This window comes from Paraflavisolibacter caeni (assembly GCF_025628885.1).
In the GTDB taxonomy this organism is placed as follows: Bacteria; Bacteroidota; Bacteroidia; order Chitinophagales; family Chitinophagaceae; genus Flavisolibacter; species Flavisolibacter caeni.
Window position 1 is genome coordinate 64051 of sequence record NZ_JAOTIF010000007.1, and the last position, 26987, is coordinate 91037.

Genomic DNA, 26987 nt, shown 5'->3' on the forward strand with positions numbered 1-26987 from the left:
TGGATTGATATTTTCTTTTTCAAGAGAAAATGCTTAAATTATATTAATTTTTTGTACAATACCTCATGTGTTTTCCTGACGTATTATATGAGGTATATATAAACATTGTTGCCGTACGCTGGAAGACACAAGAATAATTTCCCTATTATGAAGAGGTTGTATGGTAGTTGTGTGGTCTTATTCGTGCGTTTGCTCTTGTTGAACCTTCTATTATTGCTAACTCATCAATTTTTGTATGCCCAGGTTAATATACGTGGCTTTGTTTTCAATACAACAACAGTGTCAGCTATTGAAAATGCAACTATAGAATTAGATGGGAAAAAAACATATCGCACCATTTCTGATAGTTCCGGTGCATTTATTCTTCGTCCCGGCTCTATTGGCGTTTTCGATTTAAAGGTTTCGCATATTTCATATAAAGAAATCGAACAAAAATTGGTTATACAGGGTGATACTGTTTTGTATCTCTATTTGCAACCAGCCAATGATTCACTCGATGAAGTGTTGGTGACGGCTCGTAACAAAACACTTTCAGCCAATGTTTTGTTTTCCAGGGATGAGATTTTACAAAAGGGGAGCGTTTTAGGTGAAGCGAATGTTTATGAGGCATTACAAAGGCAGGCGGGAATTATTCATACCCATGAGTTTAATTCGGGATTATATGTCAGGGGGTTAGGTTCGGGAAACACAGGTGTCTTTATCAATGGGATCAATACCTTTAGTGGCAATCACTTACTCGGCATATACCCGGTGATCAATGCAGATGCTTTTACAAATGTCAAGTTACTAAAAGAAGATATCCATCCCAAATACACCGGCTATTTATCCTCTTACCTGTTATTGGAAACCGAAAATAAAATAAGCGATAGTATTAAGGGTTATGCGGAACTTGGCATTTTGACTACAAAACTTGGTGTCAACATTCCCGTGCTGAAAAATAAAGTTGGTTTCATCAGCCATTTCAGGCGTTCCTATTTTGATGTTATATCCAATTCTTACAATAGTATTTATAACAACAAGGTAAATTATTCCCCTTTGCCTTCCTATGGTTTTTATGACTGGAATAATACCTTATTGATCAAACCAAACAAAAGAGCGTTATTGAGATTGAACACTTTTTATTCCAGCGATAAGTTACACATGAAGAATAGTGAGGCGTTAAATATTGATGCTGATTGGAAAAATCTGGCAATAGGTGCTAATTGGCAATATACTTTTAATAGAAACAAGAAATTAACCATAAACGTAGGACATGCAGGGTATACTGCTAATATGGCTTATTCTGAACTAATGAAACAGATGAACAATAAGATTTCAGAAAGTTCTGTTCAAGCTAATTTGTATTGGCTGGTGTCTGATAAACTTTCTTTTGATTATGGATTATATACCAAGTACAGTACACTTAGTATGAATTCCGAATCACAATTTGCAATAGAAACTTCTAATGATCAAATCACAATGCACAAAAAGAATGCTCAAAATTATGGAGGCTATATTTTCAGCACTATATTACCTGAGAAATCCATGACCTTAAAGCTCGGTTCACAACTTGATTATTATCAATCAGATCAATCTTTTTTAACTTTCTCACCAACTGTGAATCTGCTTTATAAAGGCGGCAAACAAAGTATTTTATTGAATATCAGTCGCCGCGTACAATTCTCCCATATGTATGTGCCATTGGGTGTGCAGTTACCTATGAATATCTGGTATCCATCAACCAGTCAGGCGCCACCTGAAAATGCCTGGAACTTTTCAGCTACTTATACCAAAATGTTCAATAAAAAGCTAAAATGGAGTTTATCAGCTTATTATATGCTCCTGAAGAATCAAATCGAATTTCTTGATAAAAATTATTTTTCTTCACTGGATTTTAATACTTCGATAGGGCAAGGCACTTCTAAAGGCATAGAGTTTAATTTGTATTATAATAATAAAAGATTCCAGATGGAAAGTCATTATACATTGGGCAAGTCAACTTGCCAGTTTCCTGGTATCAATAACGGGATAGCATATTCATTGCCTTATGATATCAGGCACAAATTAGATCTTTCCTTTTCTTGGCGGTGGCATCGAAACTGGCTGTTTTCTTTTTCTCAATTTGTTCAAAGTGGTTTTTTGATGACAATTCCTACGGGTTTGTATATACACCAGGATGCAGATGGCAACCAGTTTGAAGTGCACGAAGTTCCGATTTATAATGACCGTAATAACTTTAGAATGCCTTTATCACACCGCATGGATATATCTATAAGACATCAATTGATGATTAAAAAGCTGAGGTGTTCGTGGACAACCGGAATTTATAATACCTATGCCTATCAAAATCCCTATTTCATATACTTCTTAGTTGTAAAAAATGAGCAAAATCAAACTTATTTACAAGCCAGGAAAAAGTCTATACTTCCCTTAGTACCCTTTTTCAGCATTCGTACAGAATTTTAAATTACAGTATGAAAAAGTTATTATGGATTGTGGCCGTTCTCTTTTCTTTAGCAGTAATACACAGCTGTATCTCGAAAAGCAACATAGACATTGAGATACCACCTCAGCAAAAAGAGATCATAGTTGAATGTTTTCTTACTCCCGGTTATCCAGCAGCGCTAACGCTTACTGAAAGTATTAACTTGGATGATGAGTTGGATTTATGGGGTTTGGATAACGCAAAGGCTTATATTATTACAGATTCTGGAGCTATTCAGTTGAATGGCATTTTCTCCTGGGATTCTGCCAGGCGGGTTTATGTCAATTACAGTAGCAAGGATACGATTCACAACAACCATTCTTTTTTTACTTTGGATATTACAAACAGTCAAGGAATTCGATTGTATGCTTCAACCAATATCGTGTCGCAAGTTGAAATGCAAAATATCAATCTTGAACGCAATGCCATTACAGTCCACTACAAAACCAGTAATGCCGGAGAGCAGTACTTCAAACTTCTTGCTTCTATCTATAAAAGTGGTAAGCATAAGGAGACGAAATTCGGATTGTATGATCAAAATGACCCGGTAACAGATTCTTGTTCCTTGCCATGGAAAGAATATAAAGCGGACGCAGATTCCGTGGTAGTAACACTATACCATATTCAAAAGGATTACTATGAATACCTGCTTTCTGTACGTAACGCCAGTAGTGCCTATAAGGACCCCTTCCTGACTCCTGAAGCTATAAAATCAAATATCAATGGTGGCATTGGCATATTTACCTATTATACCTTTGATAAACGTGGTTTTGCTTTATAGTTCTGAATATCAGCTATTTTCAAATGACTGAAAAAACTTTAATTGGTTGCGTAATTGATTGAGTTCTTGTTGCGTGGCTTCGATGCGCTTGAGGAGGTGGCAAATGACGTCGATGCCTTCCATGTTGATGTTGAGTTCGTAATGCATGCGGATCAGTTTTTCCAGTTCGTTGAGTTGTTCTGTTGGGATGAAAATGGTTTCTTCCCTGTTTACCATTTCAAGCAGTCCAAATTCCTGTAAAGAATAGATAAAGCTCATTTCAATTTTGTGGTGCACACATAATTCACTTGCGGGTATCAAGCTTTCGTCTTGCATATAATTTATCTCAGTTTGGAAAGTTCAGTAAATAATTCTTTTTCCTTTTCAGAAAGGTGTGTAGGAATCTTGACTTTATAGGTTACGTATAGATCTCCAAATTGGTCTTCTTGTTTGTATACAGGAAAACCTTTTCCTTTCACCCTGACTTTTGCGTCATTCTGGGTTCCGGGTGGTACTTTTAATTTTAGTTTTCCGCTAAAAGTATGGATGGTTGTTTCTCCACCTAAAACAGCGGTGTATAGGTCGATTGTTGCCGTCGTATATAGATCGTTAGCAGATCTTTTGAAGTGCGGATCGTCTTCTATATGGAAAGTAATATAAAGGTCACCAGCCGGACCGCCCTTTATGCCAGGGGCTCCGTATCCTTTCAGCCGGATCTTTTGTCCGTCCTCTATTCCTGCCGGAATGGTGATCCGGATGTTCTTGCCATCGATCGTTAGTGTACGTTGGTGGGTGGTATAGGCATCTCTTAAGCCCAGGTGCAGTTCGGCTTGGTAATCCTGTCCTTTAAACCTCGTTTCTCTTTGACGTCCTCTCGAGCTTCTCCCTCCAAAGAGCGATTCAAAAAAATCAGAGAAGTCGCCACCTTCAAAATCTCCGCTGAATGTTTGGCCTCCAGCCCCGCTGCCTGCATATTGTCTTTGTTGCTGCCGCGCTTTTTCAAATTCTTCAGCATGCTTCCAGTCCTTGCCATATTGATCGTATTTCTTTCTCTTTTCAGGATCGCTGAGTACTTCATTGGCCTCATTGATCTGTTGAAATCTTTTATGGGCTTCCTTGTCGTTGGGATTAAGGTCGGGATGGTATTGACGCGCTAATTTGCGGTATGCCTTCTTGATGTCGTCTGAGCTGGCGTTCTTGTCCAATCCTAATATTTTGTAGTAGTCGATGAATTCCATAGTTGGAATGGGTTTGGGAATTGCTTAATAAAGTTAGGCATTATGACGAATGGGAATGGGGTAATTGGCATGTAGCAGCAATAGAAATTGGGAGTGAGAAATGAAGCAAATACATTTGCAGCAAAAATAGTATGGAGATAAAATTAATTAAGACAGGCACAAAGGACTATGAGGAAATGGTTCACCTGCGGAAGAAAATGTTGTTGGATCCTTTTGGTATTTCCCACTCCTATATCAATCCGGAGCAGGAAAGACAGCATTTCCTTGTTGGTGCTTTTGAAGATGCATTGATTGGCTGTTGTCTGCTCTCCAGGATAGGTGATAGTACTTTGCAGTTGCGTCAGATGGCGGTAAACATTGATTTCCAGGGAAGGGGTGTTGGTGCTGCAATTGTAGCGTTTGCAGAGGAATTGGCAAAAAAAAACGGTTTTACTAAATTAGTGCTGCATGCGAGAGATACTGCAAAAGGTTTTTACAGCAAGTGCGGGTACCAGGTTGTGGGCGATGAATTTTACGAGGTAGGGCTGAAGCATTTTTTAATGGAGAAAGAGGTTGTCGGAATGAAGGATTGGAAGTAGATAATAGAAGAGGCATAGTTTTTTCGGGTATAAATTGTATTGATTCATTTAAATCAAAAATTATGGCTCAAGATGTTCAAAAAGGGTCTGAATATCATAATATAGGAGAGACCTGGGACCAGAATGAAAGAAAAAGAGCAGGAGGGGAGCCTCCCAGAAAGAAAGATGATAACAACACAGGAACAACAATCAGTACTGATTTAGACAGGGCAATTAAAGAGGAGGCAGCTCAATATGATCATGAAAACAAAGAGGACAGGGTAATGGGGGGAGAACGGGCTTCTGTTAATGATGAGCCCGAGCGCTAAATACGTTGTTATTTTTAATCAGCAGGTCCAATCTAATTATACGCCTTGCTATCAGGGACTGAGCAGTTTCCCCACTTTTATTTTAATATACGATCAAATAGCAGAGTTTACTGTGCAATGATGTCATTGAATTTGGAAAGGGCAACGTTACCCCTTAAAAGTGGGCCAAAATTCTTTTAGGATGAATAAGCCGAATGATGATAGACTTTCCACCTATACTACGTTCTCGAATCAATAAATTCATGATTGCTGGTCATGCATGCAACAATCAAATCCAGGTTTAATATAGGGTTCAACCCACTGAAAGATATGTTATTGACAATTGTTGCCATGTCTTTACTTATTTACATCTTAGGTAAAATAAAAACTGGCCAGCCTGATATCCTGCACCAGGCCTATTTATTTTTTGACAGTTCGGATATCAAAGGAAAAGTGGACAGTATTCGATTTCAATTCAATGTGGAAGCCGTGAAACTGGATAACAGCAAGCAGGAATACTTATTTGCTCCTGATATTACGCAAGAAGGTGCCTTTTTTCATGCATATACAGAAAAAGGAGACAGTTTCATAAAGCCGCCTTACAGTAAAATAGTTGTTGTGAAAGGGGCAAGAAAAACATATACATATACTTTTAAAAAGTTTTGATCCATTTAGTTGCTGTTGTGAATGCATGGGTTGAAGACCTGCAAATGTCCTGATTTTGCATACTATTGTCCTGATTCTGCCAAAAAATCATTATTGAACCATACTATTTTTACAATTGTTGATGATAGGAACATTCGTCTGATATCAACAGCTTACAATCGAAATGATAACAACGAAATTGCATTGCCATGACTATAACTCCTTTTAGGGGCATTCTTTTTTCATTATGTCTTTTATTTATATTGACCGGTATTCGAGGTTTCACTCAAAAAGCCACGGGTACTCATACTTCCAATAATTTTCTTTGGGGGGTCGCCACTGCCGCTTACCAGGTAGAAGGTGCGTACCAGGCAGATGGTAAAGGGGAATCTAAATGGGATTTTTTAACCAATAAAGTGGGCGTTACACAATTTGTCATAGGAGAGAAGCAAACCGGTAATGTAGCAGCTAATATGTATGACAGAACCCAATACCTCAAAGACATTCAACTGCTAAAGCAACTGGGTGTGAATGCCTATCGTTTTTCACTGGATTGGAGCCGCATCATTCCAGATGGTACAGGAGCAGTAAATGAAAAAGCATTAGCCCATTATGATCGGTTGATCGATGATGTGATTGCTGCAGGACTTGAACCTGTAGTGACCTTGTATCATTTTGATTATCCTGTCGCCTTATTGCACAAAGGTGGTTGGGGTAATCCTGATATGATCAAATGGTATACAAATTATGCCTCTGTTGTTTTGAAGCGTTATGGAAAAAAAGTAAAGAAGTTCATCACGTTTAATGAACCTTACATAGAATTCTATTTAGTGGAGTACATGCTGAATTTGGACCAAAGCAAGGAACCTGCAAATGTTCGTTATGCAATAGGCATGCAGAAAGCACATCGCCAATTGCTGGCCAATGCTGCAGTTACAAAGATGTATCACAACCTGAACTTAGGTGGCTCCATAGGCATAACCCTTAATCTTTCTCCTTGTGTGCCTATGGATGGAAATAATCCTGCTGATGTAAAGGCTACTGTTCTGCAGGATGCCCTGCTGAATAGATTATTTTTAGATCCCTTGTTCAAAGGAACTTATCCTAAACAGGCTATGGATTCTATCCGCAAGTATGATCCTCAATTTCAACCTTCGGAAGAAGAAATGAATTTGATTGCAGCGAATAAGCCTGATTTCTTAGGTATTAATTTCTATGCGCCGGCATTTGTAAAATATAATGAACAAGCACCTATGTCCACGAGTTGGATGGATAATAACCCTGATTCTGTAAAGGCACATAGTGGTCCTGTACGTCCTGAGTATTTGTACCAGCTTTTGATGCAGTTAAAAAGTGAATATGGCAATCCGGTTACCATGATCACAGAAAATGGAGCTGGCTTTGCAGGTGAAGATATCAAGGATGGTAATACAGTAAAAGATTCCTTGCGTGCCGATTACATTAAACGGCATATTGATGCAGCTTTAAAGGCAAAAAGGGAAGGAGCCCAACTAAAAGGATATATGGTTTGGAGTGGTTGGGACAACTTTGAGTGGGTGTTTGGCTATTCCAAGCGTTTTGGAATTATTTATGTTGATTTTACAACCCAGCAACGCACACCAAAACAAAGCTTTTATACTTACCAAAGGATTATCCAACAGGCGCAAGTAAATTGAAAGCTTTAGGATGGCTATTGCCTTTTAAGTCGATTTCAATGACATATCTAATCAATTGAAAATTTGGTTTTGTTTTCATATGGTCATACGAGCAGTCGTTCAGCCCACTGTTTTTACAGTGGGCTTTTTTTGTTTTGGTAATAACTGTTTAGATGAACTTAAATTCATAAACGAACATATTTAAGTGCTGCCCTACATTTGCACTGGTTAAGGATCTATGATCAGATTGTTCTGTTTTCATTAGCTTTAACCCGTAACGATTGCTAAAAAGGCCATGTTATCTTTTCCACCACTTACTGAAAATGATGTGATGCTTCGATTTGCCGATGGCGACAGAAAAGCGTTTGAAACTATATATCATCAATATTACTTATCTGTGTTCCGGTTTGCGAAACGGCTGGTCATTGACAGGGCCGCAGCAGAAGACATTACTACCGAAACCTTTTTAAAGCTTTGGAAAAAACGTAGCGATTTTGCAGATCCCCAAAAGCTTAAGTCCTTTCTTTTTATTACGGCTAAAAATGCATGTCTCAACCACTTACGAAGCGAAAAGCGGCAGGGACAAAACCAATTAGAGCTTGAAAATGCTTTAGCTGACCAAACCGAAACCAACTTCTTGCAACACGAAATTACCGAGTGTGTATATCAATTCCTGTATGAAGAAATTGACAGGTTGCCTCTAAAAATGAAAACCATTCTGAAACTTCAACTGGTGGGAATGAAGAACGACGAAATATCTGTCCACATGAACATTGCCGAAAAAACAGTGCGGAATTTAAAGGTGGAGGCCATTAAGCAATTACGGGTTGCATTTTTTAAAAAGAACATAGCTGTTTGGGTCTTGGTCTTATATTATTTCAGCAATCATGACCATTTGAAAATATGACAGAATTGTCAGGCAAAAAAAAGTAAAATAAATCGGGACAAAATACCACCTGCGGTGTTATTAACATATTACAAGCATAGAAATGACGAATGAAAGAATTACAGGGTTGATTATCAAACATCTTGAAGGGCAACTTACAGAGGCTGAAGAAAATGAGCTTGAGGGCTGGATGAACCAATCGGAGCATAACAGGCAGATTGCAGAAGAGTTTTTGGATGATAATAAGTTGAAAGAAGGATTGCAGGATGTTTTGAGTAAAAAAACAGTCTGGGCCAGGCTGGAACAAGAAACGGGCGAAACAAAGGTAATACCGATGCAAGGCAAATGGAGCAGGTGGGTTGCCGCAGCAGCTATAGTGTTATTAATGGGTGCAGGTGTGTTTTATATGAAATTTCGGCAGACACAAAGCAATACACCTATTGCTATTGAAAAACCAAAAAAGCAAAATGATGTAGCGCCGCCTCATTCGGTTGATGCCGTTATTATACTTTCCAATGGACAAAAAATTATTTTAGACAGTGCAGGTAACGGTACTATGGCCATGCAGGAAAGTGTAAACGTAGTAAAATTAGCCGATGGGCAGATAGCCTATAATGGTACAAGTCATGAAATGGTGTATAATACCCTGGTTAATCCCAGGGGAAGCAAGGTAGTAAGTCTTACTTTATCGGATGGAACTAAGGTTTGGCTAAACAATGAAAGTTCTTTGCATTATCCTATAGCCTTTGCAGGTGGTGAACGTATGGTTGAAGTAAGCGGTGAAGCTTATTTTGAAGTGGCTCATGATGCGTCAAAACCTTTTCTTGTAAAGAAAGGTGATATGCAGGTACAGGTACTGGGTACACATTTTAATGTAAATGCCTTTGAGGATGAGTCACATATTAAAGTAACCTTGTTACAGGGATCTGTGAAAGTAAAAAATAAAAACAGCACACAACTGCTTATGCCGGGACAGCAGGCGCAATTAAATAAAAAGGGACAAATACAACTGGATAAAGATGCAGATGTAGAGCAGGTAATGGCCTGGAAAAATGGTTTGTTCAATTTCAGCAGCCTGCCTATACAAAGCATCATGCATCAAATTTCAAGATGGTATGATGTAGAAGTTGTTTACGAAGGCAAAATAAGTACAGAGCATTTTTCTGGTATTGTAAGCAGGAACGACAATATCTCAGAAGTGCTAAAGATGATGCAACTGGCAGGTATAAAATTTAAGATTGAAGCAAAAAGGATTGTAGTAATGCAATAATAAAAAAACGGTTAACACAAAAGAAAACCGCCCCGTGTACCAGACGGGACGGCAAGTAGCTTGGGCTAACCCTTTCCGAATATTTCGGAAAATAAACAAATCTGTATCGGACCGCTTATTGTTTAACCCAAACAAAACAAAGTTATGCATTTAAAAGTGTATTATTTTCTCCATCGGAAAAGGAGAGTCATTCCCAAAACGCTGTTGATTTTGAAATTGACTACCATCTTTTTATTAGGTGCCTGCTTGCAGGTTAGTGCCAATGGTTTTGGCCAGAACGTAACGCTTTCTGAAAAGAATGCCTCTTTAAAAGAGATATTTAAAGAAATAAACCGGCAAACCGGGTATAGGTTTTTTTTCAGAGATGAGTTAATGGACCAGGCAGGTAAAGTAGATGTACATGTTTCAAATACTTCGTTTGAAGAAGTATTGAAAATCTGTTTTAAGAATCTTCCTTTTGGATATACGATCACAAAAAATACAATTGTTGTAACACCAATAGAATTGAAAGCAACAGAGTTGCCTGCTACTCCTCCTCCAATTGAAGTAAAAGGTGTTATTACAGATAATAACGGTAAGCTCCTGGCAGGTGCTTCTGTAAAACTAAAGGGCACCGGCAAAGGAACATCAACTGATGAAAATGGAAATTTTACGCTTCAAATTCCGGATGAAGGCGGCAGGTTGGTAATTTCCTATATAGGGTATGAGGACTATGAAATTCCCGTTTTAAAATCCGGTTCATTAAAAATTGCCCTGAAGCTGTCAGAAAAAGTAGAAGAAGCTTTGGTTGTAGTGGCCTACGGCGCACAAAAAAAAGCAAGTCTTACCGGAGCAGTGTCTACTGTTAGTTCCAAAACATTCGAGGATCGGCCAGTAACCAGTGTAACGAATGCCTTACAGGGAACTATGGCTGGTGTTACGGTAACCACTACCAACGGTCAACCTGGAAGAGATGCAGGTACTATTCGTATACGCGGTATTGGCACCTTAAGCAATAGTAGTCCAATGGTGGTTGTAGATGGAATTATAGCTTCCATGAGTGAAGTCAATCCAAATGATATTGGGAGTTTGTCTGTATTGAAGGACGCTGCCTCAGCAGCCATCTATGGTTCCCGGGCTGCTAACGGAGTGGTGTTGATCACTACCAAAAAAGGTAAAAAAGGGCAGGCGCAGGTGCATTACGAAACTTATTTAGGAAAACAGAGTGTGAACCGCCTGCCCGATTTTCTGCCTTCCTGGCAACAAGCCTTGTTGTATAATGAAGCCTTAAAGAATGAAGGCAAGACGCTGAAATGGACCGATGCTGATATTGAAAAATTTAAAAATGGTACTGATCCCACACGTCCCAATACCGATTGGCTGGATCTGCTCTATACCGAACCCGGCTTGCAGCAAAACCATTACGTTGGTGTGAGCGGCGGCGATGCCAATACCCAGTATATGGCTTCTTTGGGCTATTTCAACCAGGATGGGAATGTAAAAGGAACCAATTATAAAAAATATTCAACTCGTATTAATGTTAATTCCCAAATCAACAAGAAATTTAGTGTAAGCGCGAACCTGGCATATCAGCATACTCCCTTTAGTGAGCCAGTTAGCACTTATGCCACCAGTTTTTCTCAATTGATCAGGCAATTTAACAGGCTATCTAATACAGTACCTTACAAATATCCAAATGGTGCTTATGGCTATGTAGCAGATGGTAGTCCAATGGCATGGTTAGAATCGGGGTCTTTCAATAAAAATAAGGGTGATATACTTACCTCCAATTTTGGTCTTGATTGGGAAATACTAGAAGATCTCCATCTCAGACCGGCGTTTGGATACCGTTTAAGCACAAATCAGCGCCAGCAATTTGTAAAAGACATCCAATACTACAGCGGGACCAATGGTGCACCAACCAAGTATCAAGGCCCCAACAACCTGACTCAGTCCTCGGACAAATCAACCTATACCAATTTGCAGGCTGTTGCGGAGTATCAAAAAACTCTGGCAATGGATCACCATTTCAAATTGTTGCTGGGTGCTTCCCAAGAATATCAGCTTTATAACTATCTCTATGCCTATCGCCAGGGATTTTTAAACAATGTTCTTACCGAGATCAATGTGGCACCAAAAGATGGCCAGCAAAATGAGGGCTATTCCAACGATTGGGCCCTGCAATCATATTTTGGCCGGTTCAATTATGATTTCAAAGGGCGTTATTTGCTGGAAGCTAATTTAAGAAGAGACGGATCTTCCAGATTTGCTAAGGATAATCAATGGGGACTTTTCCCCTCTCTATCCGCCGGCTGGAATATTTCAAAAGAAAAGTTTTTTGAGCGTTATCTAAGTCGTGTCAACTCCCTGAAACTGCGCGGCTCATGGGGGAGATTGGGAAATCAAAGCGTTGTAGGCAACTATCCCGCCATTGCAACGATAAGCCCTGGACAGAATTATTCGTTTAATCAAACCCTGGCTTCCGGGATTGCGCCAACTGCAGGGGCCAATGCCGACATTACCTGGGAGTCCACCACAACTGCAGGAGTAGGATTAGATGCCACTTTTTTGAGTAATAAATTAGATTTTACGGCTGATTATTTTTCCAGGAATACTTCTGATATTTTATTATTGTTACCCATAGGCGCTGTGTATGGTTTGTCAGCTCCTTATCAAAATGCCGGGTCAGTGTCCAATAAAGGCTGGGAGTTTTCTGCAAAATATAGGAATCAGGTGAAAGCCGTTTCCTACGATGTGGCTGCCAACGTTTCATTCATTACAAATAAAATTACAGATCTGAAGGGGAGCGGCCCTTATATTTCCGGCGGCACTTTCCAGGATGTAGGATTCCCTATTAATTCTCTGTACGGTTATATCTGTGACGGTATTTTTCAAACTCAGGCTGAAGTTGATGCACATGCGAAGCAAAGCGGAGGCAAGATTGGACCTGGAGACTTGAAATACCGGGATTTAAGCGGACCCGATGGTAAGCCGGATGGAATTATTGACGGCATGGACAGAACCTTTTTGGGAACTTATTTTCCTAAAACCACTTTCGGGTTAACCTTTGGTGCCCAATGGAAAGGAGTTGAGCTCTCCTTATTTCTTCAAGGTGCTGCTGGCGTAAAAGCAGCAGGAGGCAATTTGATAGGAGGCGTGGGGCCAGATGTTGATAAACCTACATCGGTTTTTTGGGACCGATGGACACCTGAGCATCCTTCTGCCACCTTCCCCCGGTTGTGGTACAGTTATAAACAGAACAACCCTACCGGTACACCTTCTTCTTTCTGGGTAAAGGATGCTTCCTATTTGCGTCTGAAGAATTTAATGGTAGCCTACAATTTGCCTGTTGCCATAATTAAAAAAGCAGGTCTTAAGAATGTAAAAGTGTACTATAGTGGCCAGAATCTTGTAACCCTCACCAAGTTTTACAAATGGATAGATCCTGAAATAGGCTCTACCGGCAGCGTTTACAATTATCCCCAGGTGATCGTAAATACGGTAGGTCTTAATATCAATTTCTAATCAGCATTTTAAATCAGGATTTAACTAAAAAGACAATCATGAAATATCTATATATCATTACTTGTTTTGTAGCTATTTTTTTAAGCGGTTGCAAAAAAGATTTTCTTGAAAGAAGCCCAAGGGATGCTTATAGTAACAGTTCACTATGGACTTCAAAAAATGACGTTACCGCAGCGTTGAATGCATGCTACAGCGGTTGGGAATACGGCGATAATGTTGTATACAACGATTGTATGACCGATATTGCTTATGACCAGTTTCCTTGGGAAGGATATGAAACTTTAGCCTCCGGATATGCTACACCCAATGATGTGGGAATCGGAAGATGGGACTTTAAAACGGTACAACGGTGCAACTGGTTTTTAGATAATGTTGATAAGACACCTTCAACTGCCGTGGCCGATCCACTGAAAGCAAGAATGAAAGGTGAAGCCCGTTTTTTGAGAGCCTATCAGTATTTTATCATGAGCCAGAATTATGGAGATGTTCCATTGATTTTGCATGAACTGAAACCATCTGAGGCCAATACCGTGTCAAAGGCTTCTAAAGCATCGGTCATAAAATTTATTTTGGATGAATTAACAGCCATTGCAGCAGACCTCCCCATCAGCTATTCCGGCACAGACGTTGGCCGGATTACAAGGGGCGCTGCCCTTGGACTAAAAGCAAGAGTGGAGCTTTATAATGAAAAATGGGCAGATTGTATTGCTACCTGCCAGCAGCTAATGGCGCCTCCTTTCACCTATAAATTATTCCCTAATTATGCTGAGCTATTCCGTCCAGGTAATGCCAATAATGAGGAAGTAATTTTGGATGTACAATATTTAAAGGACGACAATTCTGCCTGGGTTTTGCAGGCGGTTGCGCCAAACTCGCAAGGAGGATGGAGCTCTATTGTTCCAACGCAAAAGCTTGTGGATGCTTACGAAACTATTAATGGTAAAACCATCCAGGAAGATCAATCTTATGACCCAATGCAGCCATATAAAAATCGAGATCCGCGTCTCGATGCCTCTATTATCAGGCCGGGTACAATGTATGAAGGCTCCTATTTTGACCCCTACGATGGAACCGATTATTACAAAAACAACAACTGTTCACCCACCGGATATAATGTGAGGAAATTTGTTTCGCAACTCGATGACTTCCGGAATACCGAGTTTGGAACTGATATTGATAACACTGGCCTAAACTTCATTGTAATGAGGTATGCTGAAATTTTATTATCGTATGCAGAAGCAAAAATCGAAGCTGGCCAGATAGACGCATCAGTATACGATGCCATCAATAAGGTAAGAAAAAGAGCAGGTATGCCGGATGTGGATGAGACTGTTTATAATTCCTTGGCGAAACTTCGTACTTTGATCAGAAGGGAAAGGACAGTGGAATTGGCATTGGAAGGGCTTCGCTGGTTCGATATTCAGCGTTGGAAAATTGGAGAACAGGTAATGCCGGGAATAGTGCAGGGAGCCTTGCTGGGCAGTGTTAACTCTTCTAATGGAGCACTAACGCTAACATCCAACCGAATAAGCCCTGTAGCGGAACGTACATTCAGTTCCAAAAATTATTTGTTTCCTATACCACAAAAGGAAATGGATTTAAATAAAAATCTTAAGCAAAACGATGGTTATTAGTTTCATTTAGACGGAGGCTGTTTACTCATATAAGCATAGAATAATGTGATAACAGTTCGTACAGGGAGTAAGTTTTCTTACTCCCTCTTTCTTACTCTTTTTCAAATTGTACCACGTATTTATTATCAGCTAGTAATGAAAATATTAAGTGGGCAAATCTCGACTGGAACTGGTATTAGTCAATTGAAATTGTTATGGATTGAAATTGCGCAAACGATTGAAATAATAAAGAAGGGCGTTGGTGATTATTTTTATGAAGATGAGTAAATTCTGGTCAATAAAATAATAGACTTTAATATTTTCAAACTATCAAAGTGAAGAAAAAAATCTCCTTTTTCATCATCTGCAATTTATTCCTGGCCATAGGTTTATTTGCGCAACAGCCTACACCGACATTTGCTATAGGCGATTCTAGTTTTTTATTAAACGGCAAGCCTTATGTTATCCGATGTGGGGAAATGCATTTTGCCCGTATACCAAAGGAATATTGGCGGCATCGGCTGCAGATGGCTAAAGCCATGGGGCTGAATGCAGTTTGTGCTTATTTATTCTGGAACTTTCATGAAACCGAACTTGGAAAGTTTAACTGGGATGGAAATGCCGATGTTGCAGAGTTCTGCCGGATGGCACAGCAGGAAGGTTTATATGTGATTCTCCGGCCAGGACCTTATGCCTGCGCTGAATGGGAATTTGGTGGATTCCCCTGGTGGTTGCTAAAGCAAAAGGACATCAAACTGCGAACGCAGGATCCCTATTACCTGGAACGTAGCCGTATTTATCTAAAAGAAGTGGGTCGTGTGCTGGCACCTCTCCAGGTTTCTGATGGCGGGCCGATAATAATGACGCAGGTAGAAAATGAATATGGTTCTTATGGAAACGATAAAGAGTATATAGGTAAGGTCCGTGATTACCTGAAAGAGGCGGGATTTTCTATTCCACTATTTACTTGCGATGGACCTTCTCAGTTAAAAAATGATGTTAGAGACGATATATTCAGTGTAGTAAATTTTGGCGGTAACCCACAGGCCAATTTTAAAGCCCTTCGTGAAATAAGAAGTAAAGGCCCACTGATGTGCGGCGAATATTATCCGGGCTGGTTCGACTCCTGGGGTACCAAACACCATACTGGTTCAGTGGGTAATGTGGTTAAGGAAATTGGTTACATGCTTGATCATAAAGCATCATTTAGTATCTATATGGTTCATGGCGGAACGACCTTTGGATTATGGTCAGGCGCTAATTGTCCTCCTTTCTTACCGCAAACATCCAGTTATGATTACGATGCTCCCATCAGTGAAGCTGGATGGGATACGGAAAAATATTATGCTTTACGCAAACTGTTTTCTGGCTATTTACAGGATGGTGAAACATTACCGGCTGTGCCTACCAGAAATCCGGTCATAAAAATTCCCGCATTTACAACCACTGAAGTAGCACCAATGTTTTCCAATCTGCCCGCATTTATTAGTGCTAAGCAGGTGCAAAATATGGAAGCGTATGACCAGGGCTACGGCAGCATATTGTATCGTACACAATTGCCTGGAGGGCCTGCTTCCGTTTTGAATATTCAGGAAGTTCATGATTTTGCACAGGTATTTGTCAATGGGAGAAAAATTGCTACGCTTGACCGCAGAAGAAATGAGAACAGTTGTAAACTGCCTGCTACCCAAAAAGGAGATGTGCTGGATATACTGGTAGAAGCGATGGGGCGGGTAAACTATGGAGGATATATACATGACAGAAAAGGGATAACAGACAAAGTGTTCATTACTGGATCAAATGGTGAAAGCAAAGAATTGCTGGATTGGAAAATATACCCAATAAAATTGAGCAATGATGGAATTCCTGCTTATGTAAAGTTTCGTCAGGGTAAAACATCCATGCCTGCATTTCATAAAGGAAAATTTGTATTGAATAAAACCGGCGATACATTCCTGGATGTAAGCACATGGGGTAAAGGATTGGTTTGGGTAAACGGTCATTGCCTGGGCAGATTCTGGAATATCGGGCCCACGCAAACCATGTATGTGCCTGGGCCATGGCTGAAAAAAGGAAGCAATGAAGTGATTGTGCTGGATTATACCGGTCCGAAAAAGAATGTATTGGCCGGACTGGAATTACCGATTTTGGATAGTTTGACCGAAAAAGCAACAGTAAAAAAACACAGAAAGGATGGCCAGGCTTTGGTTTTAGCCGGTGTTAAACCTGCATATCAAGGTTCATTTGATACAGGCATTGCATGGCAAACAGCAAAATTCAATACTGCACAAGGCCGTTATTTCTGTCTGGAAGCATTAAATGCTCATAGAGAAAATGATCCCTTCACAACGATGGCCGAATTGTATCTCCTGGACGAAAACGGAAAAGAATTGCCCCGGAATAAATGGAAAGTGGTGTATGCAGACAGTGAAGAAATCCAGGGAGAGGATGGAAAAGCAGATAACATATTTGACTTGCAAAATACAACTGTATGGCATACAAAATGGCAAGGCGATTCTCCTAAGCATCCACACCAGGTAGTGATTGATCTTGGTGCTTTACAGCACATAAGTGGCTTTAAGTATTTACCCCGGCAGGAATCTCCTAATGGAAGAATTAAAGATTTCAGAGTATACCTGAGCCAAACAATGTTTAAAGGATTGTAAGTGATTTTTATGTTGACCGGCATTGCTATTGAAAGTCAAACCAGATTTGTATGATTAGAAGATATTTTACTAACAAATTGATCAGAAAGGAGATCCGGTTGTTGTTAATAACTGCCATAGCCTTTATCAGCTACATACAGACAGGGATTGCTCAAAAAAGAAAAGTTGTTTACAAAGAATTTCATGTATCTGTTAAGGGCAATGATAATAATGACGGCAGTTTATCAAAACCATTTAAGACAATTTCAGCCGCAGCAAAGGTTGCCATGCCAGGAGATCTGATTACTGTACATGCCGGTGTGTATCGTGAGCAAGTCTCACCACCACGTGGTGGAAATTCTGAAAAAGAACGGATTTGGTATCGGGCTGCGAAGGGTGAATCAGTTGAATTAAAAGGCTCTGAAATCATCAAAGCCTGGCAAAAACTAGACAGTTCAATCTGGATGGTTCAAATACCTAATAGTTTTTTTGGGAAATTCAATCCATACAAGGACACATTATACGGCGATTGGCTTACAAAAGGAAACTGGTGCCATACAGGCGAAGTTTACTTGAACGGCAGGCCGTTAACTGAAGCAAAGGGCCTGAAAGATTTGAATTCGGCCAACACCAATCAACCATTGTGGTATTGTAAGGTAGATGAAAACAATACTTTTATCTGGGCAAATTTTAACGCAGTGAATCCGAACAAACAACTGGTTGAAATCAATGTTCGGCAAGCCGTATTTTATCCCTCCCAACCGGGCATCAACTATATTGGAGTAAAAGGGTTTCGTATGTGTCACGCAGCTACGCCCTGGGCGCCGCCTACCGCAGAACAAATTGGATTAATTGGAACCCATTGGAGTAAGGGATGGATAATTGAAGAAAATACAATCAGTTATTCGAAATGTGTAGGCATTACACTTGGAAAGTATGGTGATGAGTGGGATAACAAATCTGAATCAGTGGATGGATTTATTAAAACTACTGAACGGGCCCTTTCCAATTCCTGGAATAAAGATCATGTGGGGAGTCATCTGGTTAGGAAAAATCATATCAGCCATTGCGGTCAGGCAGGCATTGCTGGAAGTTTGGGAGCAGTGTTCAGCACAATTACCGGGAACACGATTAACGATATTGGCCACCAGCAATTATTTTGGGGTTATGAACTAGCAGGAATAAAATTGCATGCGGCCGTTGATGTTGAAATCAGCAGGAATCATATTTACCGTACCGAAGGAGGAATTTGGCTCGACTGGATGGCGCAGGGAACCCGCGTGACAAAAAATTTACTGCATGATAATACTGTGCAGGATTTCTCTTTGGAAGTAAATCATGGACCTATTTTGGTTGACCATAATCTTTTTCTTTCGCCACATCTTGCTCAGGTAAGACTTTCGCAAGGTGTTGCATTTGTTCATAATCTTATTGCATGGGATCTTTGGCCAACAGACAGTGTTGATGCACGCAAAACACCTTTTCTAAAACCGCATTCAACTGAGATCGCCGGATTTTACAAAAATCCATCTGGTGATACCCGTTTCTACAATAATGTGTTTTTGGGTCAGACAGATTTGTCCCCTTACAACCACTCTGCATTACCGGTGCAGATGAATGGAAATGTGTATTTGATGAATGCAAAGCCATCAAAACATGAACATCAACCAGTAGTGCTTCCCAATTATAATTCGGGAATTAAACTGGAGGAAAAGAATGGTAGATGGTACCTTGTAATCAACATGGAAAAACAGTGGTCGGAAGAAAGGAAACCAAAACTAATTACAAGTAAACTGCTTGGGAGTGCGGTAATTCCCCAACAACCATTTGAAGATCGAACAGGTAATGCCATCATATTCAATACTGATTTTGTGAGTATAACACGTAATCATGTTAATCCTTCAGCCGGTCCGTTTGAAATAAAAAAAGGAGGACAACAGAGAATTCAAGTTTGGTAATGGCGCAAATTTCTAATACATCCAATTTTGGCGCTGCGCTGCTTGCTGTACATCCTATGATATGGAGTATGAAAATCTGAATGGATATAAACTGTATTTGATCATTTAAGGAATTCTGTATTATGTTTTCAAAGTTGTTACCAGCATTTGCCCTGCTTATCGTCCATTGTGGCAATTTGTTTTCACAACAATCCAATCCTTTTCCGCTTAAAAATCACATCTATAAGCAAGGCTGGATTGATTTCAATAAGAATAATAAAAAGGATATTTACGAAGATCCCCTGCAACCGGTTGAAAAGCGGATTGACAATTTGCTTGCACAAATGACACTGGAAGAAAAATCCTGCCAGCTGGCAACTTACTATGGTCATGGAAAAGTGCTGAAAGACAGTCTTCCGACAATTGAATGGAATCAGTTGATCTTGAAAGATGGCATCGCCAATATTGATGAACACATCAACAACACCCCACGTATAAAGGAAAACGAAACCCCTTTTAACAATGCCACAGCCATCAATGAAACGCAACGTTTTTTTGTTGAATATACCCGCCTCGGTATCCCTGTGGATTTTTCTAATGAAGGCATCAGGGGATTGTGTGCCAGACATGCTACCAGTTTTCCTTCCATGAATGCGGTGGGTTGCACATGGAATAAAGAGCTTGCCTTTCAGCAAGGAAAAGTGGAGGGGAAAGAAGCCCGTGTACTGGGCTACACCAATGTTTACGCTCCTATATTGGATGTAGTAAGAGACCAGCGCTGGGGGAGATGGGAAGGCACTTTTGGTGAGGATCCGTTCCTGGTGGCCCGTATGGGGGTGGCTATGGCAAGGGGAATCCAGTCTGAAAAAGTTGTTTCCACTCCGAAACATTATGTTGGCTATGGTGACTGTAAAGGTGCTCGCCAATGGGATGCCCGTACTGATCCACATATCACGCCATCCGAAATGTATTACATTCATGAGTACCCGTTTCGCAAAGTATTCAGGGAAGCTGGTGCTTTGGGTGTCATGAGTTCTTACAACGATTATAATGGAGTGCCCATAGCAAGCAACCATTTTTATCTTACAACAAAACTTCGCAATGAAATGGGGTTTAAAGGATATGTTGTTTCAGACAGTTATTCTATTGAGCGACTCTCTGACATTCACAATGTATGCAGCGATCATAAAGAATCCTGCCTGCTGGCTCTGCAAGCCGGTTTGAATGTTAGAACCGATTTTAATACACCTGATGAATACATCAATAATATCAGGGCATTGGTAAAAGAAGGAAAAATTCCAATTAAGCGAATCAATGAATTAGTAAGGAATGTATTGTATGTAAAGTTCTGGTTGGGCTTATTTGACAATCCCTATACGGGCAATCCTGAATTAGCGCAACAAATTGTTTCATCAAAAGAGCATCAGGCCATGGCACTTCGGGCTTCCCGTGAGTGTTTGGTATTGCTGAAAAATGAAAACAACATTCTTCCCCTAAAAAATAATTTCAAAAAGATTGCTGTTATTGGCCCCAATGCACACACCAATAATTATGTGCCCACACATTATGGACCGATGGATTATACATTTACCAGTGTGTATGATGGATTAAAGAATGTTTATAAAAATGTAGATGTAGAAATTAAGTATGCAAAAGGAATTGACCTGATTTCAAAGGGATGGCCTGAAAATGAATTGATACCGGACACTTTATCTGTCAATGAAAACAAATCAATCCAGGAAGCTGTGGACCTGGCCCTGCAAAGCGATGTAGTTGTAGTGGTGCTGGGTGATGGCACCAGCACATCAGGCGAAAGCCGCACCCGCAGCAGTTTGGATTTGCCTGGGCACCAGGAGCAATTGTTGGAAGCCCTAGTGAAAACCAAAAAACCGGTTGTTTTAGTCTTGGTGTGGGGAAGACCTGCCACTATCAATTTTGCTCAGAAATATTGTAAAGCAATTTTGGGCGCACCTTACCCGGGTGCACAGGGCGGACAAGCTATTGCAGAAGCATTGAAAGGAGACTATAATCCAGGAGGTAAATTAAACGGCACCTGGGTAAAATCGGTCGGCCAGCTTCCCTTCAATATACCGGCAAAACCAAATGCCAACTGGGAACCCATGAAGAACTATTCAGTTGCCAATAAAGGTCTTTTGTATTGCTTTGGATTTGGATTGTCCTATACTCAATTTGCATATGATAGTATTGCAGTAGATAGTATAGAAAGTAAAACGGGTAATATCACTGTCAGATGTAAAATAACGAATTCTGGCGATGTAGCTGGTGATGAAGTAGTGCAGTTATACATTAACGATGTGATCAGTTCCACTACAACTTACGAAAAGCAACTGCGAGGTTTTGAACGGATCCATTTACAACCGGGCGAATCCAAATGGGTGCAGTTTCAAATTGTTCCTGAAGACCTGGAACTGATCAACACAGACAATAAAATTGTTGTGGAACCCGGCGAGTTCAGCATCATGATCGGAGCTTCTTATGATGACATCAGACTGAAAAAAAGTTTTTACGTTGTCGGTCAGCAAGCCAAAAATCAAATGAAGACAGTAAAAGCATCAGTAATCCCATCTAAAATGATGAGGGATAGTGATGCGGGAAAATAACTAATATTGATATGATGTACGAATTCAATAAAATAGACATTATGCGAAAGTTGTTTGTCTTGTTTTTGGTAACAGTGAACTGGATGAAGCAGGGGGATATAAGCGCGCAAATGCATACAATATCGAAAGTATGGACTGCCGACAATGGAAATGGCACATTTAAAAATCCATTACTCTGGGGTGATTGGCCCGATCCGGATGTGATCCGGGTAGGAGATGAGTTTTATTTTGTTTCAACCAGTATGCACTATGTGCCTGGTTGCCCGATTCTAAAATCAAAAGACCTGGTGAACTGGGAAATGGCTGGCTATGCAATAGACCAATATGATGAAGATCCACGTTATAACCTGCAGGGAGGGGAGATGTACCTGAGAGGTTCATGGGCAGCAACGATCCGGCACCATAACGGTCTATTTTATGTAGGCTTTTGTACCCCTAATTGGGGGAAGGAAAAAGGCCAGTACTCCATCTGCACAGCCAAAGACATAAAAGGACCCTGGACCCGTACTATCTTTCCCGAATACTTGTATGATCCTGGTCTGTTTTTCGATGAGGATGGTAAATGTTATGTGGTGCACGGGCAAGGGAAATTGTATGTGACCGAACTGGCTGCGGATGCCCGTTCTGTGAAGGGAGAAAACAAATTGATCTGGGATAAAGCAATTGATAAACCACAAGGTTCTTCTGCTCCATATACCAAATATGGCATGGAAGGCTCACACGTTTATAAGATCAACGGTTACTACTATATTACCTGTCCGGCAGGAGGTACAGAGGGATGGCAGGTATGTTTACGCAGCAAAAACATTTATGGGCCTTATGAAAGCAAAATAATTGTGCAGGATGAATCTTCATATCCAAATAATGGTTTGCACCAGGGTGGCATGCTTCAACTGAAAGATGGTAGTTGGTGGTTTGTAATTATGCAGGACAGGGGGGCGATTGGACGAGTACCGCATCTAGTGCCAGTGGAATGGAAAGACGGCTGGCCTATGTTGGGCAAAGAAGGAAATGGAAAAGGTGTTGTGATCAATGAGAAACCCAAAGTGGGTAAGACTCATCCCATTACAGTTCCAGCAACATCCGATGAATTTAATGCATCTACGCTTGGCTTGCAATGGCAATGGAATCATAATCCTGATAACGAAAAGTGGTCATTGACGGAAAGAAAAGGATATCTGCGTTTACACTCTTCGTTTGCAAATGATCTGACTATGGCTCGCAATACCCTTACACAAAGAGTGCAGGGGCCTGCATCGGAAGGAACTGTTGAAATAGATGTATCTGGATTGAAGGATGGTAACATTGCAGGATTTGGAATTTTCGAAAAGCCTTATGCTTATATGGCCGTAAGAAAAGTGGGAAATAATAATTGTTTGTTGATGGTAAACAATGGCCAGGTGATTGACAGCATCAATCAATTTACGCCAAACAAATTCTGGATCAAAGCAAACGCAACGCATATAGGCTTTACAGCAACTTTTTCATACAGTGTTGATGGAAAGAAATTCATTCCATTTGGCAACCAGCTAAAAATGGATCTGGGTTATGCTTGGACTGCTAACCGGTTTGCCCTATTTAATTACAGCATCAAAAAAGAAGGTGTAGACGGTTACGCTGATTTCAATTGGTTCAGGTTTAAAGGTGAAAATGTTTTGTCCAATAACTAAGACTTATTTATAATAATTGTTTCAAGCAACCTGTATTCTAAAATGAACATCTTCCGTGTAATAATATTCCTTGTCTTTTTTGTTCAAACAATTCAATGCAGCTTTGGTCAGAACCAACGCGATTTCCCCAGCAATAGCTCCAATGAATCTTTTCATGGCATATTCAACCTGAATACCAACTGGGCTTTTTTCAGAGGAGATGTTAAAGGCGCTGAAGCAATAGACTTTAATGATAAGGATTGGGGGGCGGTGAGTATCCCTCACACATTGCAGCTTGAAAAAAAGCATAATGGAGGTAATCATATTTACCAGGGCATAGGATGGTATCGCAGGTATTTCAGAATGGACAATTCATACCGGAACAAAAGGTTAACCCTGAAATTTGACGGTGTGCAGATGAACTGTGATGTTTTCCTCAATGGAGAAAAATTGACTGCTCATTACGGAGGATATCTTGGGTTTGTTGTTGATATAACGGGTAAAGTGAGATTTGATGGTAATAATGTTTTGGCTGTTCGTGTATCTAACATGGATGACCCGATGACCCCGCCTGGTAAAGCACAGTCAAGGTTGGACTTTAATTATTACGGTGGTATCTATAGGGATGTTTCACTCATGGCTACTAATAAACTGTATATATCAGACCCGCTTGATGCCAATAAAGTTGCCGGTGGAGGGGTATTTGTTACCTATCCAAAAGTTAGCAAAGAGAAAGCGGAAATAATTATTAAAACTCATATTGTAAATCAAACCAGGGATACAACTCCGGTAACATTGATTACAAGCATCAGGGATAAAGAAGGGAATGAAGTAGCAAGGTCTGCAATTAAAGACCTATTGTCAGATGAAAAAGAATTTGTTCAGCAACTTGAAGTCTTAAAACCTCAATTGTGGCATCCTGACCATCCTTATTTATATCATGTTTTATCCAAGGTGTATAAGGGTGCGGAATCATCAGACAGTAAGGTGACACGTATCGGCATCCGAACGATTTCTTTCAAATCACCAACTGGAAAGGCTGATGGTTTTTATATTAATGGAGAGAGGCTTTACCTGAGAGGTGCCAACCGCCATCAGAGTTTTCAGAATATTGGAGATGCAGCTGCGAACTCTATGCAGTTGCGGGATGCCTTGCAGATTAAGAAAGGCGGCTTTAATGCAGTGAGGGCGGCACATTACCCGCAATCTCCGGCTTTTCTGGACGCCTGTGATGAAATTGGTTTGCTGGTGATAGAATGCCAGCCGGGTTGGCAATTTTTCAATAAGGATTCAGTATTTATAAAAAGAACCTATCAGCAAGTCCGGGAAATGATACGAAGAGACCGCAACCGGCCTTCTGTGTTTTTATGGGAGACATCGTTGAACGAATCACCCACTCCTGATTATTGGGCTAAAGAAGTTGTAAGGGTTGCTCATGAAGAAATGCCCAATGACCAGATGTTTACTTCGGATGATTTTTTTGCCAAAGGGAGAAAGTATTATGATGTTAGTTATAAAGTGATTAATGAAGATGGCTCTGATCCTATGCCTGGAATGCCATCGCTGACACGGGAGTGGGGAGATACATGGATTGCTGATCCTAAGCGGGAAAACAGTCTGCGCGCATCACGGATCTACACAGCGAAAGGGCTTTTAGCCCAATGCCTGCTGCGGCAAAATGCATTGAACGGAACTATGCTGGAAGCTGAGGGTGGCTATTGGGATCATGCAAAGCTGGATGCCAACGAAAGAATAGGCGGATATTTTTTGTGGAGCTTTAATGACTATACAAGAGGCTCTGATTCGATTACAGCTTTTAGCGGTGTAGTGGATATAGACCGTTATGAGAAATTCGGCTATTATCAATTACAGGCTATGCAGGACGCAAGAAATCCTGTTTATGGGCCAATGGTATTTATAGCCGGTTATAATAGCCGTCCTGACCTGGATTCAAACATTGTGGTTTTTTCCAATTGCGATAAAGTGAGACTATACCGGAACAATAGACTTTTAGGTGAAATGACAAGAGAAGAAAATGCCGGTACAGCTGCTTTTATTGCTGCCAAAGGTGGAAGTCCGTATTATAGTTTTAAAACCGGCAGGTACCTTGCTGGAGAGTTGAAAGCCGAGGGAATCATGGATGGTAAAGTGGTAAAAAGGCATGTTGTAAAAACACCGGGGAAAGCTGACCACCTTGAAATAGAGATTGCTGATTGGGGTATAAAGCCTGTAGCAGATGGTAGCGACATGGTGCCGGTATATATTAAAGTGTGTGATCAAAACGGAGCAGTTATTACCAATACAAAGCCGTTGCAATCATTTAAAATCGATTTAAATGTGTCTGGTAATGGAACCCTGATAGGGGGCAATGCACCAGGTATTCGTGTGGCAAGCCAACAAACCGAAGGAGGCATTGGCTATGGGCTTATTCGTACTGCTAACCAACCTGGAAATATTGTGATCACTGCCACCAGCCCGGGCCTGAAAGCTGCTAAAGCAATGATCAAAACACTTCCATATAAAGGGAAATATTTACTGGATGGTGTGCATGTAAAATGGAAGAATGATAAAGAGAAAGTCTTTGTTGCATCAAAAGACAATCAATCTGAAAAGTTGCTTCCTGTTATCAAACTTGCGCCGGACATGATAAAAGTGCGGAGTAATGTAAATAGCGATGAAGGCTTAGAGCGTTTAATAGACAATAACTCTTCTACCGTATGGACTTCTGAACGGAATAATTTGCCGGCTTTGATAACGATTGATTTTGGAAAAAGTTATTCATTGATGGGCAGCCGGATTATTTGGGGAAAAGACAGTGATTGGTATACCTATTCAACAGATGTTTCTTCTGATGGAATGAATTGGAAAAATGTAATAGGTGAGAAAAAAGTTTCCGGACAAGAGTATGAGCCCGTGTTTTTTAACCATGAAAATGTAAGATATGTCAGGATCACTATTTCTGATGTACAACCTGAAAGAAGCAAAGCCGCCATAAAAGATTTGGAGTTTTATGGGACAATGCAATGACTCGTTTTTTATTCTTTACCATAGTCCGTTTCTCGTAAATAGGTCGAAGTAAGTTTTTTCATATGGCAATTCGAGCAATCGTTCAGCCCACTGTTTTCACAGTGGGCTTTTCTTTATCTGTAACAGTAAGAACTGTATTGTGCCTGTGTAAATCCATCAAATGTCCTGATTTTGCATAGTATTGTCCTGATTCTGTCTAACAAAACCC

Annotated in this window: 17 protein-coding genes; 15 read left to right on the top strand and 2 right to left on the bottom strand. The window is 40.4% G+C overall.

Features of this window, described 5'->3' with window-relative positions; genetic code table 11:
• Nucleotides 1–147: 147 nt before the first annotated feature.
• Nucleotides 148–2445, top strand: a complete 2298-nt coding sequence (locus tag OCK74_RS11325) for a TonB-dependent receptor (protein WP_279297150.1) — start codon at nt 148–150, stop codon at nt 2443–2445.
• An 8-nt stretch (nt 2446–2453) separates the two neighbouring features.
• The gene (locus OCK74_RS11330; RefSeq protein WP_279297151.1) at nt 2454–3245 is read left to right on the top strand and encodes a DUF4249 family protein; all 792 of its coding nucleotides are present in this window, start codon (nt 2454–2456) and stop codon (nt 3243–3245) included.
• Between the two features lie 9 nt (nt 3246–3254).
• On the opposite strand, the gene OCK74_RS11335 is transcribed toward OCK74_RS11330, so the two are convergent.
• On the bottom strand, nt 3255–3560 hold the full coding sequence (locus OCK74_RS11335) for a chaperone modulator CbpM (protein ID WP_279297152.1): 306 nt from the start codon (nt 3558–3560) through the stop codon (nt 3255–3257).
• A 5-nt stretch (nt 3561–3565) separates the two neighbouring features.
• The gene (locus OCK74_RS11340; RefSeq protein ID WP_279297153.1) at nt 3566–4462 is read right to left on the bottom strand and encodes a J domain-containing protein; all 897 of its coding nucleotides are present in this window, start codon (nt 4460–4462) and stop codon (nt 3566–3568) included.
• Nucleotides 4463–4593: 131 nt separating this feature from the next.
• Between OCK74_RS11340 and OCK74_RS11345 the strand changes: the two genes are divergently transcribed.
• From OCK74_RS11345 to OCK74_RS11405, 13 genes are all read left to right on the top strand, one after another.
• Nucleotides 4594–5040 (top strand): GNAT family N-acetyltransferase, encoded by a 447-nt coding sequence (locus OCK74_RS11345; protein ID WP_279297154.1) that lies wholly within the window; start codon nt 4594–4596, stop codon nt 5038–5040.
• 62 nt (nt 5041–5102) lie between these two features.
• Nucleotides 5103–5348, top strand: a complete 246-nt coding sequence (locus OCK74_RS11350) for a hypothetical protein (protein ID WP_279297155.1) — start codon at nt 5103–5105, stop codon at nt 5346–5348.
• A gap of 255 nt (nt 5349–5603) precedes the next feature.
• Nucleotides 5604–5993 carry a hypothetical protein gene (locus OCK74_RS11355; RefSeq protein ID WP_279297156.1) on the top strand — a complete coding sequence of 130 codons (390 nt, stop codon included), beginning with the start codon at nt 5604–5606 and terminating at the stop codon, nt 5991–5993.
• 188 nt (nt 5994–6181) lie between these two features.
• Nucleotides 6182–7648, top strand: coding sequence for a glycoside hydrolase family 1 protein (locus tag OCK74_RS11360; protein ID WP_279297157.1), 1467 nt, complete (start codon nt 6182–6184; stop codon nt 7646–7648).
• Nucleotides 7649–7922: 274 nt separating this feature from the next.
• Nucleotides 7923–8534, top strand: a complete 612-nt coding sequence (locus OCK74_RS11365; protein WP_279297158.1) for an RNA polymerase sigma factor — start codon at nt 7923–7925, stop codon at nt 8532–8534.
• 82 nt (nt 8535–8616) lie between these two features.
• Nucleotides 8617–9783 carry a FecR family protein gene (locus OCK74_RS11370; protein WP_279297159.1) on the top strand — a complete coding sequence of 389 codons (1167 nt, stop codon included), beginning with the start codon at nt 8617–8619 and terminating at the stop codon, nt 9781–9783.
• Between the two features lie 210 nt (nt 9784–9993).
• Entirely contained in the window at nt 9994–13287 is a 3294-nt protein-coding gene (locus tag OCK74_RS11375; RefSeq protein WP_279297160.1) for a TonB-dependent receptor, read from the top strand.
• 38 nt (nt 13288–13325) lie between these two features.
• Nucleotides 13326–14921, top strand: coding sequence for a RagB/SusD family nutrient uptake outer membrane protein (locus tag OCK74_RS11380; protein ID WP_279297161.1), 1596 nt, complete (start codon nt 13326–13328; stop codon nt 14919–14921).
• A gap of 314 nt (nt 14922–15235) precedes the next feature.
• Nucleotides 15236–17566 carry a beta-galactosidase gene (locus tag OCK74_RS11385; protein WP_279297162.1) on the top strand — a complete coding sequence of 777 codons (2331 nt, stop codon included), beginning with the start codon at nt 15236–15238 and terminating at the stop codon, nt 17564–17566.
• Between the two features lie 50 nt (nt 17567–17616).
• The gene (locus OCK74_RS11390; RefSeq protein WP_279297163.1) at nt 17617–19503 is read left to right on the top strand and encodes a right-handed parallel beta-helix repeat-containing protein; all 1887 of its coding nucleotides are present in this window, start codon (nt 17617–17619) and stop codon (nt 19501–19503) included.
• A 122-nt stretch (nt 19504–19625) separates the two neighbouring features.
• Nucleotides 19626–22103 carry a glycoside hydrolase family 3 N-terminal domain-containing protein gene (locus OCK74_RS11395; protein WP_279297164.1) on the top strand — a complete coding sequence of 826 codons (2478 nt, stop codon included), beginning with the start codon at nt 19626–19628 and terminating at the stop codon, nt 22101–22103.
• Nucleotides 22104–22144: 41 nt separating this feature from the next.
• Nucleotides 22145–23773 carry a glycoside hydrolase family 43 protein gene (locus OCK74_RS11400; RefSeq protein WP_279297165.1) on the top strand — a complete coding sequence of 543 codons (1629 nt, stop codon included), beginning with the start codon at nt 22145–22147 and terminating at the stop codon, nt 23771–23773.
• 42 nt (nt 23774–23815) lie between these two features.
• Nucleotides 23816–26779 carry a glycoside hydrolase family 2 TIM barrel-domain containing protein gene (locus OCK74_RS11405; protein ID WP_279297166.1) on the top strand — a complete coding sequence of 988 codons (2964 nt, stop codon included), beginning with the start codon at nt 23816–23818 and terminating at the stop codon, nt 26777–26779.
• The last annotated feature ends 208 nt before the right edge of the window (nt 26780–26987 follow it).